Origin of the sequence: Streptomyces sp. NPDC015130, assembly GCF_043080005.1 — a bacterium.
GTDB lineage: Bacteria > Actinomycetota > Actinomycetes > Streptomycetales > Streptomycetaceae > Streptomyces.
In genome coordinates, this window is sequence record NZ_JBIBVC010000023.1 from 62,502 (window position 1) to 81,560 (window position 19,059).

The 19,059-nt window shown below is 73.4% G+C and carries 19 protein-coding genes; 12 read left to right on the forward strand and 7 right to left on the reverse strand.

Translation table 11 applies throughout. From position 1 onward, the window contains the following. Nucleotides 1-137 precede the first annotated feature (137 nt). From ACF08F_RS34190 to ACF08F_RS34210, 5 genes are read left to right on the forward strand one after another with little or no spacing between them, the layout of a single operon-like run. Nucleotides 138-1,031 (forward strand): glycosyltransferase family 2 protein, encoded by an 894-nt coding sequence (locus ACF08F_RS34190; RefSeq protein WP_392302423.1) that lies wholly within the window; start codon nucleotides 138-140, stop codon nucleotides 1,029-1,031. Further along, nucleotides 1,028-2,473 (forward strand): glycosyltransferase, encoded by a 1,446-nt coding sequence (locus ACF08F_RS34195; RefSeq protein WP_392302424.1) that lies wholly within the window; start codon nucleotides 1,028-1,030, stop codon nucleotides 2,471-2,473. The genes ACF08F_RS34190 and ACF08F_RS34195 overlap by 4 nt, the downstream gene beginning before the upstream one ends. Then, a complete protein-coding gene (locus tag ACF08F_RS34200; protein WP_392302425.1) occupies nucleotides 2,470-3,849 on the forward strand; it encodes a lipopolysaccharide biosynthesis protein in 1,380 nt (459 codons plus the stop codon). Before ACF08F_RS34195 ends, ACF08F_RS34200 begins: the two co-directional genes overlap by 4 nt. Continuing rightward, on the forward strand, nucleotides 3,846-4,910 hold the full coding sequence (locus ACF08F_RS34205) for a glycosyltransferase family 2 protein (protein WP_392302426.1): 1,065 nt from the start codon (nucleotides 3,846-3,848) through the stop codon (nucleotides 4,908-4,910). The genes ACF08F_RS34200 and ACF08F_RS34205 overlap by 4 nt, the downstream gene beginning before the upstream one ends. Next, complete coding sequence (locus ACF08F_RS34210) at nucleotides 4,907-5,734, forward strand: polysaccharide deacetylase family protein (protein ID WP_392302427.1); 828 nt, start codon at nucleotides 4,907-4,909, stop codon at nucleotides 5,732-5,734. The genes ACF08F_RS34205 and ACF08F_RS34210 overlap by 4 nt, the downstream gene beginning before the upstream one ends. A gap of 48 nt (nucleotides 5,735-5,782) precedes the next feature. Here the strand turns inward: ACF08F_RS34210 and ACF08F_RS34215 are convergent, their stop codons facing one another. The 4 genes from ACF08F_RS34215 to ACF08F_RS34230 form a co-directional block, all read right to left on the reverse strand. After that, nucleotides 5,783-6,652 (reverse strand): family 16 glycosylhydrolase, encoded by an 870-nt coding sequence (locus ACF08F_RS34215; protein WP_392302428.1) that lies wholly within the window; start codon nucleotides 6,650-6,652, stop codon nucleotides 5,783-5,785. Continuing rightward, a complete protein-coding gene (locus ACF08F_RS34220) occupies nucleotides 6,649-7,953 on the reverse strand; it encodes an NAD(P)-binding domain-containing protein (protein ID WP_392302429.1) in 1,305 nt (434 codons plus the stop codon). The genes ACF08F_RS34215 and ACF08F_RS34220 overlap by 4 nt, the downstream gene beginning before the upstream one ends. A 65-nt stretch (nucleotides 7,954-8,018) precedes the next feature. Continuing rightward, nucleotides 8,019-8,396 (reverse strand): hypothetical protein, encoded by a 378-nt coding sequence (locus ACF08F_RS34225; protein WP_392302430.1) that lies wholly within the window; start codon nucleotides 8,394-8,396, stop codon nucleotides 8,019-8,021. A gap of 11 nt (nucleotides 8,397-8,407) precedes the next feature. Then, entirely contained in the window at nucleotides 8,408-10,108 is a 1,701-nt protein-coding gene (locus tag ACF08F_RS34230; protein ID WP_392302431.1) for a glycosyltransferase, read from the reverse strand. Nucleotides 10,109-10,502: 394 nt separating this feature from the next. Here ACF08F_RS34230 and ACF08F_RS34235 point away from each other — a divergent pair, with 394 nt between their 5' ends. From ACF08F_RS34235 to ACF08F_RS34250, 4 genes are all read left to right on the forward strand, one after another. Next, the gene (locus ACF08F_RS34235; RefSeq protein ID WP_392302432.1) at nucleotides 10,503-11,762 is read left to right on the forward strand and encodes an ATP-grasp domain-containing protein; all 1,260 of its coding nucleotides are present in this window, start codon (nucleotides 10,503-10,505) and stop codon (nucleotides 11,760-11,762) included. A gap of 115 nt (nucleotides 11,763-11,877) precedes the next feature. Then, nucleotides 11,878-12,966 (forward strand): phosphotransferase family protein, encoded by a 1,089-nt coding sequence (locus ACF08F_RS34240; protein WP_392302433.1) that lies wholly within the window; start codon nucleotides 11,878-11,880, stop codon nucleotides 12,964-12,966. Nucleotides 12,967-12,992: 26 nt separating this feature from the next. After that, the gene (locus ACF08F_RS34245; RefSeq protein WP_392302434.1) at nucleotides 12,993-14,081 is read left to right on the forward strand and encodes a GNAT family N-acetyltransferase; all 1,089 of its coding nucleotides are present in this window, start codon (nucleotides 12,993-12,995) and stop codon (nucleotides 14,079-14,081) included. Nucleotides 14,082-14,161: 80 nt separating this feature from the next. Further along, on the forward strand, nucleotides 14,162-14,833 hold the full coding sequence (locus ACF08F_RS34250) for a UbiX family flavin prenyltransferase (protein ID WP_392302450.1): 672 nt from the start codon (nucleotides 14,162-14,164) through the stop codon (nucleotides 14,831-14,833). Here ACF08F_RS34250 and ACF08F_RS34255 read toward each other — a convergent pair. After that, nucleotides 14,830-14,967, reverse strand: a complete 138-nt coding sequence (locus ACF08F_RS34255; RefSeq protein WP_167534144.1) for a hypothetical protein — start codon at nucleotides 14,965-14,967, stop codon at nucleotides 14,830-14,832. The two genes, ACF08F_RS34250 and ACF08F_RS34255, sit on opposite strands and share 4 nt — an antisense overlap. A 113-nt stretch (nucleotides 14,968-15,080) precedes the next feature. On the opposite strand from ACF08F_RS34255, the gene ACF08F_RS34260 reads away from it, so the two are divergent. Both ACF08F_RS34260 and mqnE read left to right on the forward strand, forming a co-directional pair. After that, nucleotides 15,081-15,536, forward strand: coding sequence for an Lrp/AsnC family transcriptional regulator (locus ACF08F_RS34260; protein ID WP_030495192.1), 456 nt, complete (start codon nucleotides 15,081-15,083; stop codon nucleotides 15,534-15,536). A 49-nt stretch (nucleotides 15,537-15,585) separates the two neighbouring features. Further along, a complete protein-coding gene (gene mqnE / locus ACF08F_RS34265) occupies nucleotides 15,586-16,749 on the forward strand; it encodes an aminofutalosine synthase MqnE (RefSeq protein WP_392302435.1) in 1,164 nt (387 codons plus the stop codon). 140 nt (nucleotides 16,750-16,889) lie between these two features. On the opposite strand, the gene ACF08F_RS34270 is transcribed toward mqnE, so the two are convergent. Beyond that, nucleotides 16,890-17,765 (reverse strand): GyrI-like domain-containing protein, encoded by an 876-nt coding sequence (locus ACF08F_RS34270; RefSeq protein ID WP_392302436.1) that lies wholly within the window; start codon nucleotides 17,763-17,765, stop codon nucleotides 16,890-16,892. A gap of 96 nt (nucleotides 17,766-17,861) precedes the next feature. Beyond that, the gene (locus tag ACF08F_RS34275; protein WP_392302437.1) at nucleotides 17,862-18,395 is read right to left on the reverse strand and encodes a GNAT family N-acetyltransferase; all 534 of its coding nucleotides are present in this window, start codon (nucleotides 18,393-18,395) and stop codon (nucleotides 17,862-17,864) included. A gap of 179 nt (nucleotides 18,396-18,574) precedes the next feature. Here ACF08F_RS34275 and ACF08F_RS34280 point away from each other — a divergent pair, with 179 nt between their 5' ends. Further along, on the forward strand, nucleotides 18,575-18,841 hold the full coding sequence (locus ACF08F_RS34280; protein ID WP_392302438.1) for a DUF4229 domain-containing protein: 267 nt from the start codon (nucleotides 18,575-18,577) through the stop codon (nucleotides 18,839-18,841). Nucleotides 18,842-19,059 lie beyond the last annotated feature (218 nt).

Consider the following 19,059-nt stretch of genomic DNA (forward strand, 5'->3'; position numbering starts at 1 on the left):
AGTGTACATATACGTCGTAAACGTATGGTGCATCGGCAGGGTGAACCCACCGATCGCCACGTTCCGGCGGACGGCCTCCGCAGCACGCCAGCACGACGGCACCACGCGACCGTGCACCGATTCGATCCGGAGCCATCATGACCACTCACCCGACCCTGCGCCGGACCACCGACTCCCGGCCCGTCGACCACCCGCTCCGCCGCTCCACCGACCCGCCCCCGCACCCGATGCGGCGCGCCGAGGACAAGGCGCCGACACGACCCGCCGTGAGCCTGGTGGTCCCGGCGCTCAACGAGGCGCGCAACATCCCCTGGGTCTTCGAACAGATCCCGGACTGCGTCGGCGAGGTCCTGCTCGTCGACGGCGACTCCCACGACGCCACGGTCCGCGTGGCCACCCAGATCCTGCCCACCGTCCGCAGCATCCCGCAGAGCGGCAAGGGCAAGGGGAACGCCCTGCGCACCGGCTTCCTCGCGGCGCGCGGCGACTACGTGGTGATGATGGACGCGGACGGCAGCATGTCTCCGGCCGAGATCCCGCACTTCGTGCACTTCCTGGAGAACGGCTACGACTTCGTCAAGGGCTCGCGCTTCGTCGAGGGCGGCGGCTCGCTCGACATCACCCGCTTCCGCAGCCTCGGCAACCACGCCCTCCTCGCCCTCGTGAACCGGCTGTACGACGCCACGCTGACCGACCTCTGCTACGGCTTCTGCGCGTTCCGGCGCAGCTTCCTCGACCAGCTCGACCTGCACGCCACCGGCTTCGAGATCGAGGCCGAGATGATCGTGCACGCGCTGCGTTCCGGACTCCGGATCGCCGAGGTCCCGAGCCTCGAACTGCCCCGCCGCAACGGACGCTCCAACCTGCACGCGATCTCCGACGGCCGCCGGGTCCTGCGCACGCTCCTGTCCGAGCGCCCGGGCGCCCAGGTCCAGAAGGCGGACGGGCTGCCCGCGAACGGCAGGCCCGCGAACGGTCAGCCGGTGAACGGCCGGCCCGCGTCCGCACCGCGGGAGCGGAGCACGCCGTGACCGGCGTGGCCGTCCGTCCCCTCGTACTGTCGGGGCCGCTGCCGGTCGTGGACATCGACCTCGCCGAGCCCGGAGCGTTCCGGCGCCCGGGCGGCGCGGCCCGGCCCGGGCCGTCGGGCCGCGCGCTCGGGCTCGTACGGCTGCACGGCCGCCCGCTGGGGATGGCCGAGGCGGCCGGCGGCGGGCCCGAGGAGCTGTGGCAGGCGCTCGCGGCCTCGGCGCGGCGGGAGTTCGCGAGCGACGAGCGGCGGGACCCCGCGACCGACGGGCCGCCGGAGTCCTCGGCCGGCGAGCGGACGCCGTCCTCGACCGGCGGGCGTCGGCAGTCCTCGGCCGGCGGCCGGGCGGCGGGGCGCGGGCCGGTCCTCGCCGGGGCGCCCCCGGTCAGCGTCATCGTGGCCACGCGGAACCGCGTCCGGATGCTCCGGGACTGCCTGGACTCGCTGCTGGCGGTGGAGTACCCGCGGTTCGAGGTGATCGTCGTGGACAACGCCCCGGCCGACACCTCCACCGAGGAGCTGGTCCGGGGCGAGTACGGCGGTACGCCGCCGGGGCACGGCCCCGCCGTGCGGTACGTGCGCGAGCCCGTGCCCGGCCTCGCCCGGGCCCACAACCGGGGGCTCGCCGCGGCCCGTGGCGACATCGCCGCCTTCACCGACGACGACACCCTCGTCGACCGGCTGTGGCTGGCCGCGCTCGTCGAGCCCTTCCTGGCCGACCCCCGGACCGGCTGCGTCACCGGCCTCATCGTCCCCGCCGAACTCGACACCGAGGCGCAGGTCGCCCTGGAGCGCCACGGCGCGTTCGCGAAGGGGTACGCACCCCGCACCTGGTCGCTGCGCACCCCGCCCGCCGACCCGCTGTTCCCGTTCACCGCCGGCCGCTTCGGCTCCGGCGCGAACATGGCGTTCCGTACGGAGCTGCTGCACGAGCTCGGCGGCTTCGACCCCGCCACCGGCGTCGGCACCCCCGCGCGCGGCGGCGACGACCTGCTCTCCTTCTTCCGCGTGCTGGCCCACGGCGGCTCCCTCGCCTACGAGCCGGCCGCGATCGTCTGGCACCGGCACCGGCGCACCTTCGAGGCCCTCGACGCGCAGGCCTTCGGCTACGGCGCGGGCTTCGGCGCCTACCTGGCCGGGGCCCTCGTCCACGAACCCCGCATGCTGCCCGCGCTGCTGCGCCGGCTGCCCGGCGGCGTCCGGTACGTGATCGCCAGGAACCGCGAGCGCTCGGGCCCGCCGGCCGCGGGGCAGAGCGCCGGCCGGCCGGCCGCGGGCCCCGCCAGGCTCGCCCGCCTGGAGATCCGCGGCCTGCTCTACGGCCCGTACGGCTATCTGCGCAGCCGCCTGATCGAGCGGCGGCTACGGCAGCGGACCGGGTCCGGTCGCCGCCACGGCGACCTCGCGGACCCCGGCCCCCGGAGGCGGGGCGAGAGACGATGACCGAGCCGCGCACCGCACGGCCCGCCCCCGCGGCCCTGGTGGCCGACCCCGGGACCGCGGGCGACCCGGCCCCCCTCGACACGCGGCGCTCGCTGGGAGCGGTGGTCCGCTCCGGCGTCGCCGCCGTGTTCCCCCGCGACCCGCTGCTGCGCAACGGGCACCTCCTCGCGATCAGCTCCCTCGTCAGCTCCGCGCTGGGCTCGATCTTCTGGGTCCTGGCCACGCACTGGTACGACGACGAGGTGGTGGGCCTCAGCTACTCCGCGCTCTCCATGACCCTGCTCCTGGCGAGCATCGGACAGCTCAACCTCTCCGACTTCCTCGTCCGGTTCGTGCCCTCCGCCGGCCACCACACCCGGCGGCTGATCCTCCTCTGCTACGCCGTGAGCGCCGTCGTCAGCTCCCTGGTGGCCATCGGCTTCCTGATGCTCGTCCCCACGGTCGCCCCGGGCCTCGACTTCCTGCTGACCCCCGTGACCGCCGCCTGCTTCGTCGCCGCCACCGCCGGATACGCCGTCTTCGTCATGCAGGACGGCGCGCTCACCGCGGTGCGGCGGCCCGGCTGGGTGGTGGGCGAGAACGTGATCTTCGCCTGCGTGAAGATCGGGCTGCTCGGCATGGGCGCCGCCCTGGCGCTGTTCTCCGGCATCCTGCTCTCCTGGGTCGGGGCGCTCGCCGTCTCCCTCCTCGTCGCCAACTACGTCCTGCTGCGGCGGGCCGTGCCCGACCACGTACGGGTGTCGACGGAGGCTCAGCGTCCGGCCAGGGCGCTGCGGTACGCGGCCGCCGACTACGTCGGCTCGCTCTTCCGGATGGCGGCGTACACCGTCGTCCCGCTGCTCGTCCTGAACAACCTGGGCGCCGAGCAGAGCGCCTACTTCTCGCTCGCCTGGATCGTCGGCTACGTGCTCTACCTGATCGCCCGCAACCTGGGCAGCTCCCTCGTCGTGGAGGCGGTCAGGAGCCCGGAGCGGCTGGTCGAGCACACGATGAGGATGCTGCGGCACACCGGTCTGCTGCTCGGCGCCGCCGTCGTCCTCGTCGTCGCGCTCGCGCCGCAGATCCTCTCCCTCTTCGGCCCCGAGTACGCCGAGCACGGAACGACCCTGCTGCGGCTCCTCGCCCTGTCCGCCCTGCCGAACATCCTGGTCAGCCTCGCCATCGACGTGTGGCGGGCGCGCCGGCGGCTGCGGTGGGCGGTCGGCGTGCAGTTCGCCATGTGCGTGCTCGTCCTGGGGCTCACCAAGCTGCTGCTGCCGACGCTGGGCATCACCGGGGCGGGCGTCGCCTGGCTGGTGACCATGTGCCTGCTCGCCGCGCCGCTGCTGATCTGGCGGTCGCGCTGGCTCACGACCGGATCACGGAGGTCCTCGTGAACACCCGTCCCGACCCCCACACCGGCACCGGTACGCGCCCCGCGCCGAGCCTGACCGTCGTCGTCTGCGCCTACACCCTGGACCGCTGGGACGACCTGCGGACGGCGATCGGATCGGTGCGGTCCCAGCGTCATCGCGTGGACGAGACCGTGCTGGTCGTCGACCACTGCCGTGAGCTGTACGAGCGGGCCTCCGCCGCCTTCCCCGGGGTGCGGGTGCTCGCGAACCGGGAGCAACAGGGCCTGTCCGGGGCGCGCAACACCGGGGTGGCGGCCGCCCGTTGCGAGGTCGTCGCCTTCCTCGACGACGACGCGGCCGCCGACCCGGACTGGTCCGCGCGGCTCCTCGCCCGCTATGCCGACCGGGCCGTCGTGGGCGTCGGCGGGCTGGTCCGGCCCTGGTGGGTCACGCGGCGGCCGGTGTGGTTCCCGCGCGAGTTCGACTGGGTCGTCGGCTGCTCCTACCGGGGCCTTCCCGAACGGCCTTCCCCCGTACGGAACTTCATCGGCGCCAACATGTCCTTCCGGCGGGCCGAGGTGATCGCCGCCGGAGGCTTCCGCACCGACCTGGGCCGGGTGGGCAAGCGCCCCCTCGGCTGCGAGGAGACCGAGCTGTGCCTGCGCGTCGCCGCCCGCCGCCCGGCCGCCGTCCTGCTCCACGAACCCGCCGCCGCGGTCCGCCACCGGGTGCCCGCGGCCCGCGCCACCTGGGCGTACTTCCTCGCGCGGTGCTATGCCGAGGGCCTGTCCAAGGCGCGCGTCGCCCAGCTCGGAAGCAGCCGCGCGGCCCTGTCCAGCGAGCGCGCCTATCTGCGGTCGACCGTCCCGCGCGCCGTCGTCCGGGCGCTGCGGCCCGGCCGCCCCGGCGGACTGCGCACGGCCTCGGCGCTGGTGGGCGGGGTCGGGGTGACCGTCGCGGGATACGTCGTGGGCCGGGCCCGGCGCCCGGCGGGCGACGGGGCACGTGCGGGGGCGGGTCCGCGAGCAGGCGCGGGTGCGGGCGCAGAAGCGGGAGCAGGCGTGGGAACGGGGGCGGGAGGGGTGGACGGAGGGCCGTCATGACCGCCGTCACCCCCGCCACCGCCGTACCCGTCTTCCTCTACCACTCGGTGTCGACCGATCCGCCGTCCTGGATCGCGCCGTTCACGGTCGCCCCCCGCGTCTTCGCCGAGCAGCTGGAGGCGATCGCCGACAGCGGGCTGCGGATCGTGCCGCTGCGCCTGCTCGTCGACGCGCAGCGCGGCGGCCCGCCGCTCCCCGCCCGCTCCGCGGTCCTCACCTTCGACGACGGCTTCGCCGACTTCCACTCGACCGTGCTGCCCCTGCTGGTCCGGCACGGCTTCCCCGCCACTCTGTACGTCACCACCGGCGCGCTGCGCGGCCGGGCCGGCGGCCCGGAGGGCGAGGTCTTCCCGCCGGAGTCCCGGATGCTCGGCTGGCGCCAGCTCGTCGGTCTCGACGAGTACGGGGTGGAGGTCGGCGGCCACACGCGGACCCACCCGCAGCTCGACACCCTGCCCGCCCAGCGGGTGTGGGACGAGGTGGCGGGGTGCGGGCGCGAGCTGGAGGACTTCCTGGGGCGCCGCGTCACCGAGTTCGCCTATCCGCACGGCTACTCCAGCCCGGCGGTGCGTGAGCAGGTGCGGGCTGCCGGGTGGACCTCGGCGACGGCGGTGCGCGACGCGCACAGCTCGGCGGACGACGATCCGCTGCGCATCGCCCGGCTGATGGTCCGCGCCGACACGGACCGGGACCGGTTCCGGCAGTGGACCCGGGGCGCCGCGGCGCCGGTCGCACCCTTCCCCGAAGGGCGCAGGACCAAGGGCTGGCGCGCCTACCGGCGGCTGAGGGCCCGGCTGAAGGTGCCGTACAGGGCGGTCTCGTAGGGGTTGTCCGGCCTGTCGGCAAGTCAGCCCTACGGGTCTTCCGGAGGGTCAGCGCTTCTCCCACACCCGTACCCAGTTCACGTACATCCGGGCCTCGTCGACCGAATCCGGGGGCGCCTTCGGCACCCCGACCGCCAGGTTGAGCAGGATCTCCATGGGCACGTCCGGGATCCGTTCGGTGTCCGTCACGCGGAGGCGCTCGACGCCGTCCACGTACCAGACCAGCTCGTCGGGCTCCCACAGCAGGCCGAACACATGGAACCCGGCGGGGAAGTCGACCGGCCCGTACGTGCCGCGCTGCCGCGCCTCGTCGCCCTCCTCGTCGCGCCAGTGCACGTACATGCTGACCTTCTGGGTGGTGTCCAGGAACTCCATGACGTCGATCTCCGGCGGGGTGAAGCGCGCGGCGGGCATCAGCCAGAACGCGGGGAACATGCCGGCCTCGGGCGGGATCCTGATCGCCGCCTCGAAGTAGCCGTACGTGAACGTGCGCCGGGGCTCGGCGTACCAGTCGTCCCGGCCCGTGGAGACCATTCCGGAGGTCCACGGGTAGGTCTCGTCGTCGCTGCCGCGGGTCTCGCGCCGCTCGGCGGTGAGGGTCAGCTCGCCGTCCCGCACGGAGACCTGCTCCGGCAGGTACCACTGGAGTTCGTCGTTGCCGCTGTTGGTGCAGCCGTCCTTGTTCCAGTCGTAGCAGGTCGTCCACGTCTCTTCGTCGAGCTCCGAGCCGTCGAAGTTCTCGTCCAGGACCATCCGCCACTCGTCGGCCGGTGTCGGTCCGTCGGTGGCCACGCCGGTGGGCCCGGCCCGGCTGCCCTCGGCGGGGCCGGCGCAGGCGGCGGCCGTCAGCAGCAGGACGGACGACAACGCCAGCGCCGAGGCCCGCCGCAGGGACCGGACGGCGCCCCGCGCGCTCACCGCTCCCCGCCTCCGTACGAAGTCGAGGCCGATGCCGAGGCCGATGCCGATGCCGATGCCGAGGCCGCGACCGAGGCCGCATCCGCGACCCCGTCCGAGGCCGCGACCGAGGCCGCGACGCGGGGCGCGGCGAACGTCGTGCCGTGCACGAACCGCAGGAGCGGGCCGAACGTGGGGGCGGCGGCGAGTCCGGTGAAGTACAGGCCGGGGACCGACGACTCGAACCCGTACGAGAGCACGGGCGCACCGCCCGTCCAGGTGCGCACCGAGGCCCGCAGCGCCGGCTCCAGGACGGGGATCCGCTCCACGTCCACCTGGTAGCCGGTGGCCGCCAGGACGTGGTCGGTGTGCAGGACGCCCCGCGATCCCGCCGGGCCGGCGAGGGCCAGGCGCACGGCGCCGTCCTCCTGCCGGGCCGCCACCAGGCGGCGCGCGCACAGCACCGGGAAGTGGCCGTCGACCCGGTCCCGCAGCCACCAGGCGCCGGACGGTCCGAGGACGGTGCGCAGGAAGTGCGCGCGCACCGGGCGCGGCAGCCGGCGGTAGGCGGCGGGGCCGCGGCTGACCGCGAAGAGGGACCAGCCGGGACCCAGCGCCGAGCTGGGCTTGCGCAGCCGCTCGGGCCAGGACCGGTCGGCCGGCCGGTCGGCCTCCGGCGGGTCGCCGAAGAGCAGGGCCCGGGTCCTGGCGATCACGACCGGCTGCGCGCCCGCCTCGTGCAGCAGGGCGGCGCTCTCCAGGGCCGACTGGCCGGCGCCGACGACGGCGACACGACGGCCGGCGAACACGGCCAGGTCCGGGTGGTCGCACGTGTGGGAGGCGAGGCCCGCAGCGGCGAGCGGCGCCAGTCCGGCCGGCCGGTGGGCGTACGCGACGAGTCCGGTGGCCACGACCACGGCCCGTGCGGCGACCTCCTCGCCGGAGGCCAGCGAGACGGCGAAACCGCCGTCGGCGCGCCGCACCTCACGGACCGCCGTGCGCTCCAGGTCCGGCACCAGCCGCTCCTGGAACCAGTGGCCGTACGCGACGAACTCCTCGACCGGGATCGGGTAGGTGTCGCCCACGGGCGGCAGGCCCCGCGCGGCGCGGAAGTCCGCGAACCGGTGACCGTCCCCGGGAGCGGAGATCGAGGACGCCGTCGGCACCGACTTGAGGAACATGCCCTCGGGCATGTGGGTGCGCCAGGTCTCCATCGGCTCGCCGAAGACGCGGGTGGCCACGTCGGTCGCGCCCAGCCAGGCGGTGGTGGCGAGCCCGAACGGCCCGGCTCCGACGACCACCACGGTGGGGTCCTGGGCCATCGCGCGTCTCCTCTCCGGTCTCCGGTGATCCTGGCGATCCTGTCGGTCCTGCGAGGAAGGGCCCTTCAACCAGCGTGCACCCCCGTGTCCCGGTTCCGCGCGCCGGGACGGAGGGACACCAGGGCGAGGACGGAGGTCAGGGCGGCGAGCGCCAGCAGGGACCGGGTGGCCGTGAAGACGCCGCCGAGGAAGAGCGCGACGGCCACGAGGGTCGTCAGGGAGAGGCCGAGGACGAGGGTGACGAGCGCGGTCTCCAGGAGCGCCCCCGCGTGCCCGTCCCGTGGCGGGCCGCCCGGCCGCAGCGCGAGCAGGGCCGCGAGACCCGGGCAGACGAGCAGGAACGCGGCGACGGCGGCCACCCGCAGCGGGGCGGCCTCCGGCAGCGCCGTGGCGAGGAGCGCGAGCCACCCGGAGGCGGCGAGTCCCAGGCGCAGGGGTGTCATGGGGCGACTCCTCAGTCGGGCGGCGGTGTCACGTAGCGGTAGACGATCGCGTCGCCGTTGTCGTAGACCTTCGTGAAGCCCGGCGCGTCCGACAGCACGGACTGGATCCGCTCCGGGAGGTCGGCCGGCAGTGCTCCGGTGACGAAGAGGTTCATGTCCTGGGCGCGGGAGAGCACGATGTACGCGGGGTTCTTCTCGGTGGCGCCGAAGACGAAGCCCTCCACCCCCTCCAGCGGGTCGCGCACCAGCTCCCGCAACTCGTCCGTCTCCTGGTAGGCCAGCTGGACCCGGTGGTGTTTCTCGTAGTCCAGGTCGAGGTCGGGCACGTCCTCGGTGAGCGTGACGAACGTCGAGCCCGGTGGGGCGTGCTCGATCACGTACCGGGCGGCGGCGACCTCCTTGAGGGTGTACTGGTTCAGGGCCTCCTTGCCGTAGTAGCCGAAGACCAGCGCGCCGAACATGGCCAGGAGGAGGGGGTAGACGGCGAGCGTGCGCGGGGCGTGGCGCCGGTCGCCCGGTGGCAGCACGAGCGCCGCCACCAGGAACGCGGCGGCGGGCAGCGCGAAGAGATAGGCCCGGAAGAGCATCTCGCCGCCGTAGGCGTTGACGGCGAGCAGCGGCAGCGGGGCCGCGGCCAGCAGGGGCAGGCCGGTGCGCCGGGTCCACCGGCGGACCAGGAGACCGGCCAGGGCCAGGACGGCGACCGCCGCCGACAGTCCGCGGTCGACCCAGGACAGCAGGATCTGCCCCGGAGCGGCGTTGCCCAGGGCGGCCAGTCCGGAGGAGACGTTCTTGTCGGGCTCGGTGAGGGAGTCGATGAGGTTGCTGATGTTCACGGAGATGTACGACCGGGCCACGGTGGCGTCCCAGGCGGCGGTGAGGACGGCCGCGGCGATCAGCACCGGAACCGCGAGGCGTCGGGTGCGGCGGGGCAGGGACAGCATCGCCAGGGCGCTGATCAGCATCAGTGGTGTCAGGGGGTGGGAGACCACGATCGCGGCCACGATCACCACGACCGCGGCCAGGAGCCCCGGTGGCCAGCCGGTCCGCCGCCGCGGATCGGGGCGGGGGAGCGCGTCGGACGCGGCGTCCGGCGCCGCCGCCGCCTTCGAGGCCGCTGCCGCCGAGGACGCCGCCGCCGCCACCGGCGCCGGCAGCTGCCGGAAGAGGAGGGCGATGACGGTCATGAACAGGAGGAAGGCGAAGGACTGCGGCGCGAAGTAGTCCTGGCCCACCCAGGAGCAGCTGTAGAAGATCCAGACCGCGCCCCAGACGAGCCGCCGGTCGCGGGTCACGGACCGGTACAGCAGGAGCAGCGGGGCGAGCAGCAGGGCGTTGGCGAAGGGGGGTGTCCAGGAGGCGTACCCGACGCTCGAATCGAGGCCGGTGGTCTGCAGGAACAGCGCGTGGAGCTGGAAGAAGCCCGGCCAGTCGTTGTAGACGGAGAACTTGTCCGCGTACGGCACCTCGCCGCCGTGCCGGATCATCGCGTCGATGACCGCCAGGTGTTTCCAGGCCCACGAGTAGCGCAGGGTCGGGTAGAGCAGTGTGGGGGTGGCGTGGAGCAGGGCGATGAGCGCGAGGACGTAGCCGGTCAGCCAGGCGCTGTGGGTGCGGCGGTCGGTGAGGGCCAGGCAGAAACCCAGCGTGAGCAGTCCTGCCGCCACCCAGAAGAGCGGCGGCAGGACCTGGAGGAGTCCGAGGTCGCGCATCCGGTCGATCGGGACCGAGCGCAGCGACAGCAGCCAGAGGGCGACGGACAGGGGGAGGATCAGACGCGACGCCCAGACGCGAACGGCGGCGGGCCGGGTACGGGTACGGGTCCCGGTTCCGGTCTTCGACCCGGCTCTCGTCTCCGGACCGGCTCCGGTTTCCGATCCCGTTCCGCCTCCCGGTCCGGTTCGGCCTCCCGGTCCGGCTTCGGTGTGGGCCCGGTGGTGGTACCCGCTCACCGGAACACGTCCATGACCTGTTCGGCGGGACCGTACCTTCCGGTAAGCCGCAAAAGAGACATTATGGTGTGATTCTAGAACGCCCCCTGCTGTGAGGCCTGATGAGACCTCGGACCTCGGACCGGACCCCGCAGGGGCCGCCGAAGGGAGAGTCGTGAGCCCGCGCGCGCCGGACGATCCGCTCCTCGACCCGGCGGTGCCCGCGCTCCTCGCCAAGATCGGCGGCTACCCCCAGCACCACGGCGGCCTCGGCGTGGTCCGCACCCTCGGCCGGGCCGGCGTCACCGTCCACGCCGTCGTCGAGGACCGGCTCACCCCGGTCGCGCTCTCCCGCCACCTGTCCCGCGCCTTCGTCCGGCCGACGACCGGCCTGGAGCGGCAGGACGACCTCGTCGCGGCCCTGCTCGACATCGGCCGGTCCGTCGGCGGGCCCTGCGTCCCCGTGCCGACCGACGACGAGGCCGCGATCCTGCTCGCCGAGCACTACGAGACCCTGTCCGAGTACTTCCTGCTGCCCCGGGTCCCCCCGGGGCTCCCGCGACTGCTGGCGGGAAAGGCGAGCCTGCACGTCCTCTGCGAGGAACTGGGCGTCGCCTCGCCGCGCACCAGGGCGCCCGTCACCCGCGACGAACTCGTCGACGCGGGCCGCGAGCTGGGCTACCCCGTCGTCCTGAAGAACCGCGACGCGTGGACGCGGCTGCGCGACCCGGCCGTGGGCGGCACCACCGCGGTCCGCGACGAGCGCGGGCTCCTGGACCGGTTCGAGCCGGGCGTCCTGCCCCCGCTCCTGGTGCAGGAGTACATCCCGAGGGAGTGGGCGGAGGACTGGATCACCCACCTGTACTGCGGGACCGGGGGCGAGATCCGGGTCGCGTTCACCGGCCTCAAGCTGCGCTCCTGGCCGCCGCACGCGGGGGTGACGACCCGGGCCGTGGCGCTGAACAACCCCCCGCTCGTGGGGCTGGCCGCGGACCTGTGCCGCCGGATCGGCTACAGCGGCGCGGCGGACCTCGACTGGCGCTACGACCGCCGCGACGAGCGGTACAAGCTGGTCGACTTCAATCCGCGGGCCGGCGCGCAGTTCCGGCTCTTCGAGAACGTCGCCGGTGTGGACGTCGTACGGGCCATGCACCTCGACCTGACGGGCCGTGACGTGCCGCCGGCGCCGCAGGCCGACGGGCGGGTGTTCGTCGCGGGGCAGCTCGACCTGCCGTCGGTGCTGGCCTGGCTGCGCGAGGAGCACCGGCTCCCGCCCGCCCTGCTGCCGGGGCCGCAGGCCGAGCGCGCCTGGCTCAGCCGCGAGGACCCGCTGCCGGCCGCGGTGGAGGCGGTCCGGTTCCTCGGGGCCGTCGCCCGCCGCGTCGGAAGGGACGTACGGGCCAGGGCCGCGCGAGGGTCGCTATGGCCGCGTTAGAGTGAAATGTTCGTATTCGTCGGTTCGCATTCGTCAGTTCGTCATCGTCGGTTCGTCATCGTCGGTTCGCGTGCGTCGGAGCGTGCGACAGTCCGACGCGTGGCCGGGAGGATCCGTGGACACCACTCTCCCCCGGACCGTGCCGGGGGAGCGGCCGGGCCCCGAACGCCCGGGATGGAGCGGCTTCCTCCCGCTCGACCCGAACCCGCTGCTGACCCGCCCGTCCGACCTGGTGCGGGCCCACCGGCTCGCCGGACTGCTGCGCGGCGGGAACGTCCGCTTCCGCGATCTGCACCGGCTGGAGCGGACCGTCTCCGACCTGCTGGTCTTCCGGCTGGAGGACCACGCGGCCGACCCCCTCGTGATCAAGCACCCGCGCAGTGCCCGCGCCGCCGGCTCCCTCACCCACGGCTGCGCGGCCCTGCGCGAGCTGGCCGGGGACGAGCGGGTCGGGGAGTGGCGGAGGCTGCTGCCGCCGGCCGAGGAGCTGCGGTACGAGGGACGGCTGCTGCTCGTGGCCGAGCGCTGCCTGCCGGGCGTCGAGGCGGACACCCTCCTGCGACGCACACCCGGCCGGACCCTGCCGCTCGCCCTCGCCGCGCTCGACACCGTCGCGGCCCTGCACCGCGCCACCGGCCGCCCGGAGCGCGCCGACCGGAGGAGCGCCGACTGGGTGGACACCCGGCTCGCGGTGCTGACGGAGGAGGTCCCCTGGTGCGGCGGGGCCCGGGGCCGGACCGCCCTGCGGGCCCTGCGCGACCGCCTCCTCGGCGGGCTGGCCGGGCGCACCCTCACCACCGCCTGGACCCACGGCGACTACCACCCCGGGAACATCCTGGTGGACGAGGAGAGCGGAGCGCTCTCCGGGGTGATCGACTGGGCGGACGCCCGCCCCGACGGGCCGTGCGCCGTCGACTCCTACCTCTTCGTCCTCACCCTGCGGCAGCAGCGCGAGCGGCGGGAGCTGGGCAGGATCGTCGCCGAGGCCGTGCGCCGCGGCGGCCTGCTGCCCGAGGACCGCGACCTGCTCGCCCACTCCGACGTCCCGCCCCCGCCGCAGGAGACCGACGAGGCCCTGCTGCCGCTGCTCACCTGGCTGTGGCACGTGGCGGGGAACGCGGCCAAGTCCGCGCGCTACGGGCGCAGCCGCCGCTGGGTCACCGGGAACGTGGTGCCGGTCCTCACCGAGGTGGCGCGGCGGTGAGCCGGGAAACGGTGAGCAGGGAGGCGGTGAGCACCGTGGAGGTCCTCGACCGGACCACCGGTGCGGGCCCGGTGCGGGTGACGAGCCCGGCGCCGCGCGAGGAGTGGTGGCGGCTGGCCGAGGAGGACCCGGCCACGCTCGTCACCCAGACCCCGGCGTGGCTCGACAGCCTCTGCGCGACCGGACCCTACGAGGACGCCAGCCGGCTGTACGCCTTCGAGGGCGGCCGGCGGCTCCTCGTGCCGCTCGCCCGGCGGCGCGGGCTGCCCGGACGGCTGACCGCCGAGGAGTCCTGGCCGTCCGGCTGGGGGATCGGCGGGCCGCTGGCGGCCCCGGGCACACCCGACGAGGAGGAGGCCCGGGTCGTCCTCCGCGACCTGGCCCGCCTCCCGGCGCTGCGGGTCGGCGTGCGGTTCGGACCGGACGCCGGTCCGGTGTGGACGTCCGCCGCGGCGGCGGACTTCGCCGCCGAGACCCTGACGACGTACGTCCTCGACCTGGGCGGCGGCTTCGACGAGGTCTGGGAGCACCGCTTCCACCAGCGGGTGCGGCGCGACGCGCGCAAGGCCGAGCGCTCGCCCGTCGAGGTGGAGGTCGACCGCGGGGGCCGGCTGGTGGGGGAGTTCTACGGCCTGTACGAGACGTCCATGGTGCGCTGGGCCGGGCAGCAGCACGAGCCGAGGGCGCTCGCCCGGCTGCGGCAGTCCCGGGCGTTCCCGCGGCGGTACCTGGAGGAGGTCGCCGCGCGGTTCGGCAGCTCGTGCGCGGTCTACCTGGCCCGGGTCGGCGGGGAGCCGGCCGCCGGCGTCGTGGTGCTGTCGTACGGCGACCGGGCCAAGTACTGGCGCGGCGCGATGGAACGGGAGCTGGCCCATCCGGTGCGGGCGAACTTCCTGCTGCAGCGGCGGGCGATCGAGGACGCGTGCACGGAGGGCCGGAAGGCGTACGTCATGGGCGACTCCCGTCCGGGCTCCTCCCTCGCGCGCTTCAAGGAGGGCTTCGGGGCCGAGGGGCGGCCCTCCCTCCGCCTCCGCCGCGAACGCCTCCCCCTCACCGAGGCGGACCGCCTGGTGAGGAGCACCGCGAAGCGGCTGCTGCGCTTCCGGGACGCCTGACGGCGGCGGGCGGTGCGGGTGCCGCCCCCAGGCCCGCTTTTTCCTGGCCGGATAGGCTCTCTGTCGTGGAGTCGCAGGAATTGAAGAGTCGTCGGCCCTGGATCGTGGGGGTTTCCGGCGCGTCGGGCACGCCGTACGCCGCCGCCGTCCTCAGGGGGCTGCTCGCCGCCGGGGAGAGCGTCGACCTCGTCGTGTCGCGGGCCTCGCGGCTCACGCTCCTGGACGAGACGGGCATCTCCTTCCGGGACGCGCACTGGCGCGAGGACCTGGCGACCTGGCTGGCGCGGGGCGCCGACGGGAAGCCCGGGACCTTCGACGTGTCCGCGCCGGACCTGGCGGACGTGCGGTACTGGGCGGCCGGGGACCTGGCCGCGGGGCCGTCCTCGGGCTCGTACCCGGCGAAGGGGATGCTGGTGGTGCCGGCCTCGACCGCCGCGGTGGCGGGAGTGGCGCTGGGGCTCTCGAAGGACCTGCTGCAGCGGGTCGCGAGCGTCACGCTGAAGGAGCGGCGGCCGCTGGTGGTCGCCGTGCGGGAGACCCCGCTGACCGGGCAGACGCTCAAGCACATGGTGGCGCTGGACGAGGCGGGCGCCGTGGTGCTGCCCGCCTCTCCGGCGTTCTACGCGGGGGCGACGCACATCCAGGACCTGGTGGACTTCGTCGCCGGGCGGGTGCTGGACGCGGCAAGGGTGCCGCACCGGCTGTACCGCCGCTGGGAGGGAGAGCTGGGTGCTGCTCTCCGGGCTGATTAGCGCTTCTTCGCGCGCTTCTTCGCGGCGCGCTTCGAGGCGGAGACCGACTGGTGGGCACGCGAGCGGTTGGCCAGGTCCTGCAGCTCGCGCATACGGGCGTAGGCCATCTCGATCGTGTACACGGTGAACACCACTCCTGAAAGATCGTCTTTGATCTGCTGAAAGATTCACAGGGCGTCTTCCCTGTGTACCTTAGATTCTATACCTAAACTCGCGGTATCGCTGGACAATGGAAGGCTTCATACCTATGGACGCCGTGGACAGGCAGCTCATCCAGGCTCTGCGTGAGAACGGCCGTGCCTCGTACGCCGAGCTCGGCCGGCTCGTCGGGCTCTCCGGCCCCTCCGTCACCGACCGCATCAACCGACTTGAGGCGGCCGGAGTCATCACCGGCTACCGGGCCACCGTCGACGCCGCCTCGCTCGGCCTCGGCGTCACCGCCCTCATCGGCATCTCCCTCTCCGACGCCGCCGACCACGAGGACGTGGCCCGCCGGCTCAAGGACCTCGCCGAGATCGAGGACTGCTGGTTCATCGCCGGCGACGACTCCTTCATGCTCAAGGTCCGCGCCAGCGACGTCGACGGCCTGGAGAAGACCATCCGCCGCCTCAGCGGCACGAAGGGCGTCTCCCGCACCCGCACGACGATCGTGCTCTCCACGAAGTGGGAGAACCGGGTCGGAGACCTTCCCGAAGAGGGCTGAGAGTACGGTGGTGGAGCCTGATTTCGGAGACAAAGGGAGGCGGCCGTACATGGACGCGGGACTCAAGCGCGAACTTGAGCAGAAGGTCCGGGACGGTGAACGGCTGAGCCGTGAGGACGGCATCGCTCTGTACGAGTCCGACGACCTGGCCTGGCTCGGCGGCCTGGCCCACGAGGTCCGGACCCGCAAGAACGGTGACGTCGTCCACTTCAACGTCAACCGCCACCTCAACATGACGAACGTGTGCACCGCGTCCTGCGCGTACTGCTCGTTCCAGCGCAAGCCGGGCGAGAAGGACGCGTACACGATGCGCATCGAGGAGGCCGTCCGCCTCGCCAAGGCGATGGAGAACGAGAACCTCACCGAGCTGCACATCGTCAACGGGCTCCACCCCAACCTGCCCTGGCGCTACTACCCGCGCTCGCTCTCCGAGCTCAAGAAGGCCCTCCCGAACGTCTCCCTCAAGGCCTTCACCGCCACCGAGATCCACCACTTCGAGACCATCTCGGGCATGTCGGCCTCCGACATCCTCGACGAGCTGATCGAGGCCGGTCTGGAGTCGCTCACCGGCGGCGGCGCGGAGATCTTCGACTGGGAGGTCCGCCAGCACATCGTGGACCACCGCACCCACTGGGAGGACTGGTCCCGGATCCACCGCCTCGCGCACGAGAAGGGTCTCAAGACCCCGAGCACGATGCTGTACGGGCACATCGAGGAGCCGCGCCACCGCGTCGACCACGTGCTGCGGCTGCGCGAGCTCCAGGACGAGACCGGCGGCTTCCAGGTCTTCATCCCGCTGCGCTACCAGCACGACTTCGTCGACATGCAGGACGGCAAGGTCCGCAACAAGCTCCAGGCGCGCACCACGATGGCGACCGGAGCCGAGGCCCTGAAGACCTTCGCGGTCTCCCGCCTGCTCTTCGACAACGTGCCGCACGTCAAGGTCTTCTGGGTCATGCACGGCGTCCAGACCGCCCAGCTCGCGCTCCAGCACGGCGCGGACGACATGGACGGCTCGGTCGTCGAGTACAAGATCACGCACGACGCCGACAACTACGGCACGCCGAACAAGCTGGGCCGCGAGGACCTGCTCGAACTGATCCGTGACGCCGGCTTCCGCCCGGTCGAGCGGAACACCCGGTACGAGATCATCCGCGAGTACCCCGGCCCGGACGCGGACCGGCGCGAGACGCCGCAGTCGATGCGGTTCTGACGCACCGGCGTTCGCCGGACAGGGATCCGTCGGACAGGGATCCGTCGGACAGGGATCCGTCGGGCGGGGATTCCTCGGACAGAGAGTGGAGAGAGGGGCCGGTGGGGACATCCCCGCCGGCCCCTCTCCCCGTTCCGCCGTCAGCTCTCCGTGCGCTCCACCGGGATCCACAGCTCGGCCCGTGCCGTCGTCCAGTCCTCCGACGGCGAGACGGCCAGCACCTCGGGGCCCGGCCGGCTCGCGTACGGGTTGGACGGGAACCACTGCGTGAAGATGTCCCGCCACAGGTACTGCAGCGTCTTCGGGAACGGGCCCTCGTTCTCGAAGACCGCCCACGTGCCGGCGGGCACGTCGAGCGCGTCGAACTCCGCGGGGACCTCGGCGCCGCTCACCGCCCCGTGCCAGTAGTCCAGCTCCGCCCCCTCCTCCCGGCTCTCCGTGAGGTGGACGACGGCGGAGACGACGCCCGCCGGATCACCGTCCGACAGGCGCGCGAGCCGGCCCAGGGCCTCCTGGCCGATGGACCGGATGTGCGCGGCGATCGCCGGGTTCTCGCCCTCGTGGACGAGGGGCACCCGGGCCCGGCGCCCGACGATCCGGAACTCTTCCCTCTCCACGACCCTGTACCGCATGGTGCTGTTCCCTTCGACGACGAGGCGGAAGGACATCCGCGGCTGGGCGTTCAGCGCTGCGCCCGTGCGCCGGGCCTCGCCGGGTCCGACGCCGTGCACCGCGCGGAACGCGCGGGCGAAGGCCTCGCCGGATCCGTAGCCGTAGCGGACCGCGATCTCCAGGAGGGTGCGCTCGCCGGCGAGCACCTCGGCGCCGGCGACGGTGAGCCGCCTGCGCCGTACGTACTCGGACAGGGGGATCCCCGCCAGCGCCGAGAACAGCCGCCGGAAGTGGTACTCCGACGTCATGGCGATCCGGGCGAGCACGGCCGCGTCGAGGTCCTCGCGGTCCCCGCGGAGGTGTTCCTCGATGTGGTCCAGGGCCTCGTTGAGCCGCTCCAGCACGGGTGTGTCCTTCCTTCTTCCAGGTCCTCACGGTAGGAAGGGCGGCCCCTGCCGGACCCGACAAGCCGTGCCCGTTCCGGTCGGGTCCCGGCGGGGTCAGTTCAGGGGCAGCAGCATGACGATGTCGTCGCGGTCGTCGCCGGGGGCGACCCGGATCGCGTCGGGGACGCGGCCGACCTCCTTGTAGCCGGACCGGGCGTAGAAGCCGTCGACGCCGGTGCCGCCCCGGCAGGTCAGGCGGATCGCCTCGATCGCCTCGAAGCCCGGGGCGGTGCGGGCGGTGTGCTCGACGGCGGCCATCAGGGCGGAGCCGTACCCCTTGCCCTGGTGGCGCGGGTGGACCATCACCGTGTAGAGCCACACCCAGTGGCCCATCAGCGGGTGGGTGTTGAAGGTGAAGAAGGCGGTGGCGGCGACCTCGCCGTCCTCGTCGCGGCCGACCAGCAGGCGCGTACCGCCCTCGGCCATGGCGACGAGGTGCTTGAGCAGCGCGGGGCGGATCTCGTCAGGGGTCACGGGCGGTACAAAACCGACGGCGCCGCCCGCGTTGGAGACGTCGGCCCAGAGGGAGAGCACGCCGTCGCGCAGGGTCCGGTCGACGGCCGGGTCCACCTCGAACGTAAGGGTCATGTGTAGAGCTTAGCCATTACGTGGGGAGGGTCTCAAGAGGCGCGGGCCCCTGCTCCGGCCTCACCTCGGCCCCCCTCCGGCAACCCCCCGCTCCCGGTGGACGCCCCTCCCCGTGCTTCACTGGAGGCGCGCTCGTCCCGTATGGGAACTTTTCGGAACGGAAGAGTGGACTGACTGACATGCTCCGCTACTCGCTGATGCGGCTCGGCATCTTCGCCGGGTGCTTCTTCGCCCTGTGGGGTCTCGTCTACGTCGGCGTGCTGCCGCGCGGCCTGGGCGACTCGAACCTGCTCTGGGTCCTCGTCCTCGCCATCGTCGTCTCCGCCCCGCTCAGCTTCGTCCTCCTGCGCAAGGTGCGGGACGAGGCGAGCGCCGAGGTCGTGGCGAAGGTCGACCGCGCCAAGGGCCGGCTCGCCTCGAACCGGTCCCAGGAGGACTCGCTGTAGCGCCGTAAAGCCCGCGTAAGGTTCCTCACAGACGTACACGGGCGTACCCGACCAACACCACCCCAGGTAGGGCCTTCCAAGGCTCCAGCCTGGGGATTTCTGTGTTTCAGAGGCGGAAGGGGGCTCCCGCGCACCCAAAGAATGGCTTTGAGGATCTCAAAGTTCAAGTGTTAACGTGTTCGACATGACGACAGCAGTGCGCCCCTCTCATGCCGCGA

Excerpts from the sequence above, each read along its gene's own strand:
- mqnE (WP_392302435.1), top strand. The coding sequence starts at position 15,586 with ATGGACGCGGGACTCAAGCGCGAACTTGAGCAGAAGGTCCGGGACGGT.
- ACF08F_RS34225 (WP_392302430.1), bottom strand. The coding sequence starts at position 8,396 with ATGACACCCCTGCGCCTGGGACTCGCCGCCTCCGGGTGGCTCGCGCTC.
- ACF08F_RS34275 (WP_392302437.1), bottom strand. The coding sequence starts at position 18,395 with ATGACCCTTACGTTCGAGGTGGACCCGGCCGTCGACCGGACCCTGCGC.
- ACF08F_RS34260 (WP_030495192.1), top strand. The coding sequence starts at position 15,081 with ATGGACGCCGTGGACAGGCAGCTCATCCAGGCTCTGCGTGAGAACGGC.
- ACF08F_RS34280 (WP_392302438.1), top strand. The coding sequence starts at position 18,575 with ATGCTCCGCTACTCGCTGATGCGGCTCGGCATCTTCGCCGGGTGCTTC.
- ACF08F_RS34230 (WP_392302431.1), bottom strand. The coding sequence starts at position 10,108 with ATGCGCGACCTCGGACTCCTCCAGGTCCTGCCGCCGCTCTTCTGGGTG.
- ACF08F_RS34210 (WP_392302427.1), top strand. The coding sequence starts at position 4,907 with ATGACCGCCGTCACCCCCGCCACCGCCGTACCCGTCTTCCTCTACCAC.
- ACF08F_RS34200 (WP_392302425.1), top strand. The coding sequence starts at position 2,470 with ATGACCGAGCCGCGCACCGCACGGCCCGCCCCCGCGGCCCTGGTGGCC.
- ACF08F_RS34190 (WP_392302423.1), top strand. The coding sequence starts at position 138 with ATGACCACTCACCCGACCCTGCGCCGGACCACCGACTCCCGGCCCGTC.
- ACF08F_RS34220 (WP_392302429.1), bottom strand. The coding sequence starts at position 7,953 with ATGGCCCAGGACCCCACCGTGGTGGTCGTCGGAGCCGGGCCGTTCGGG.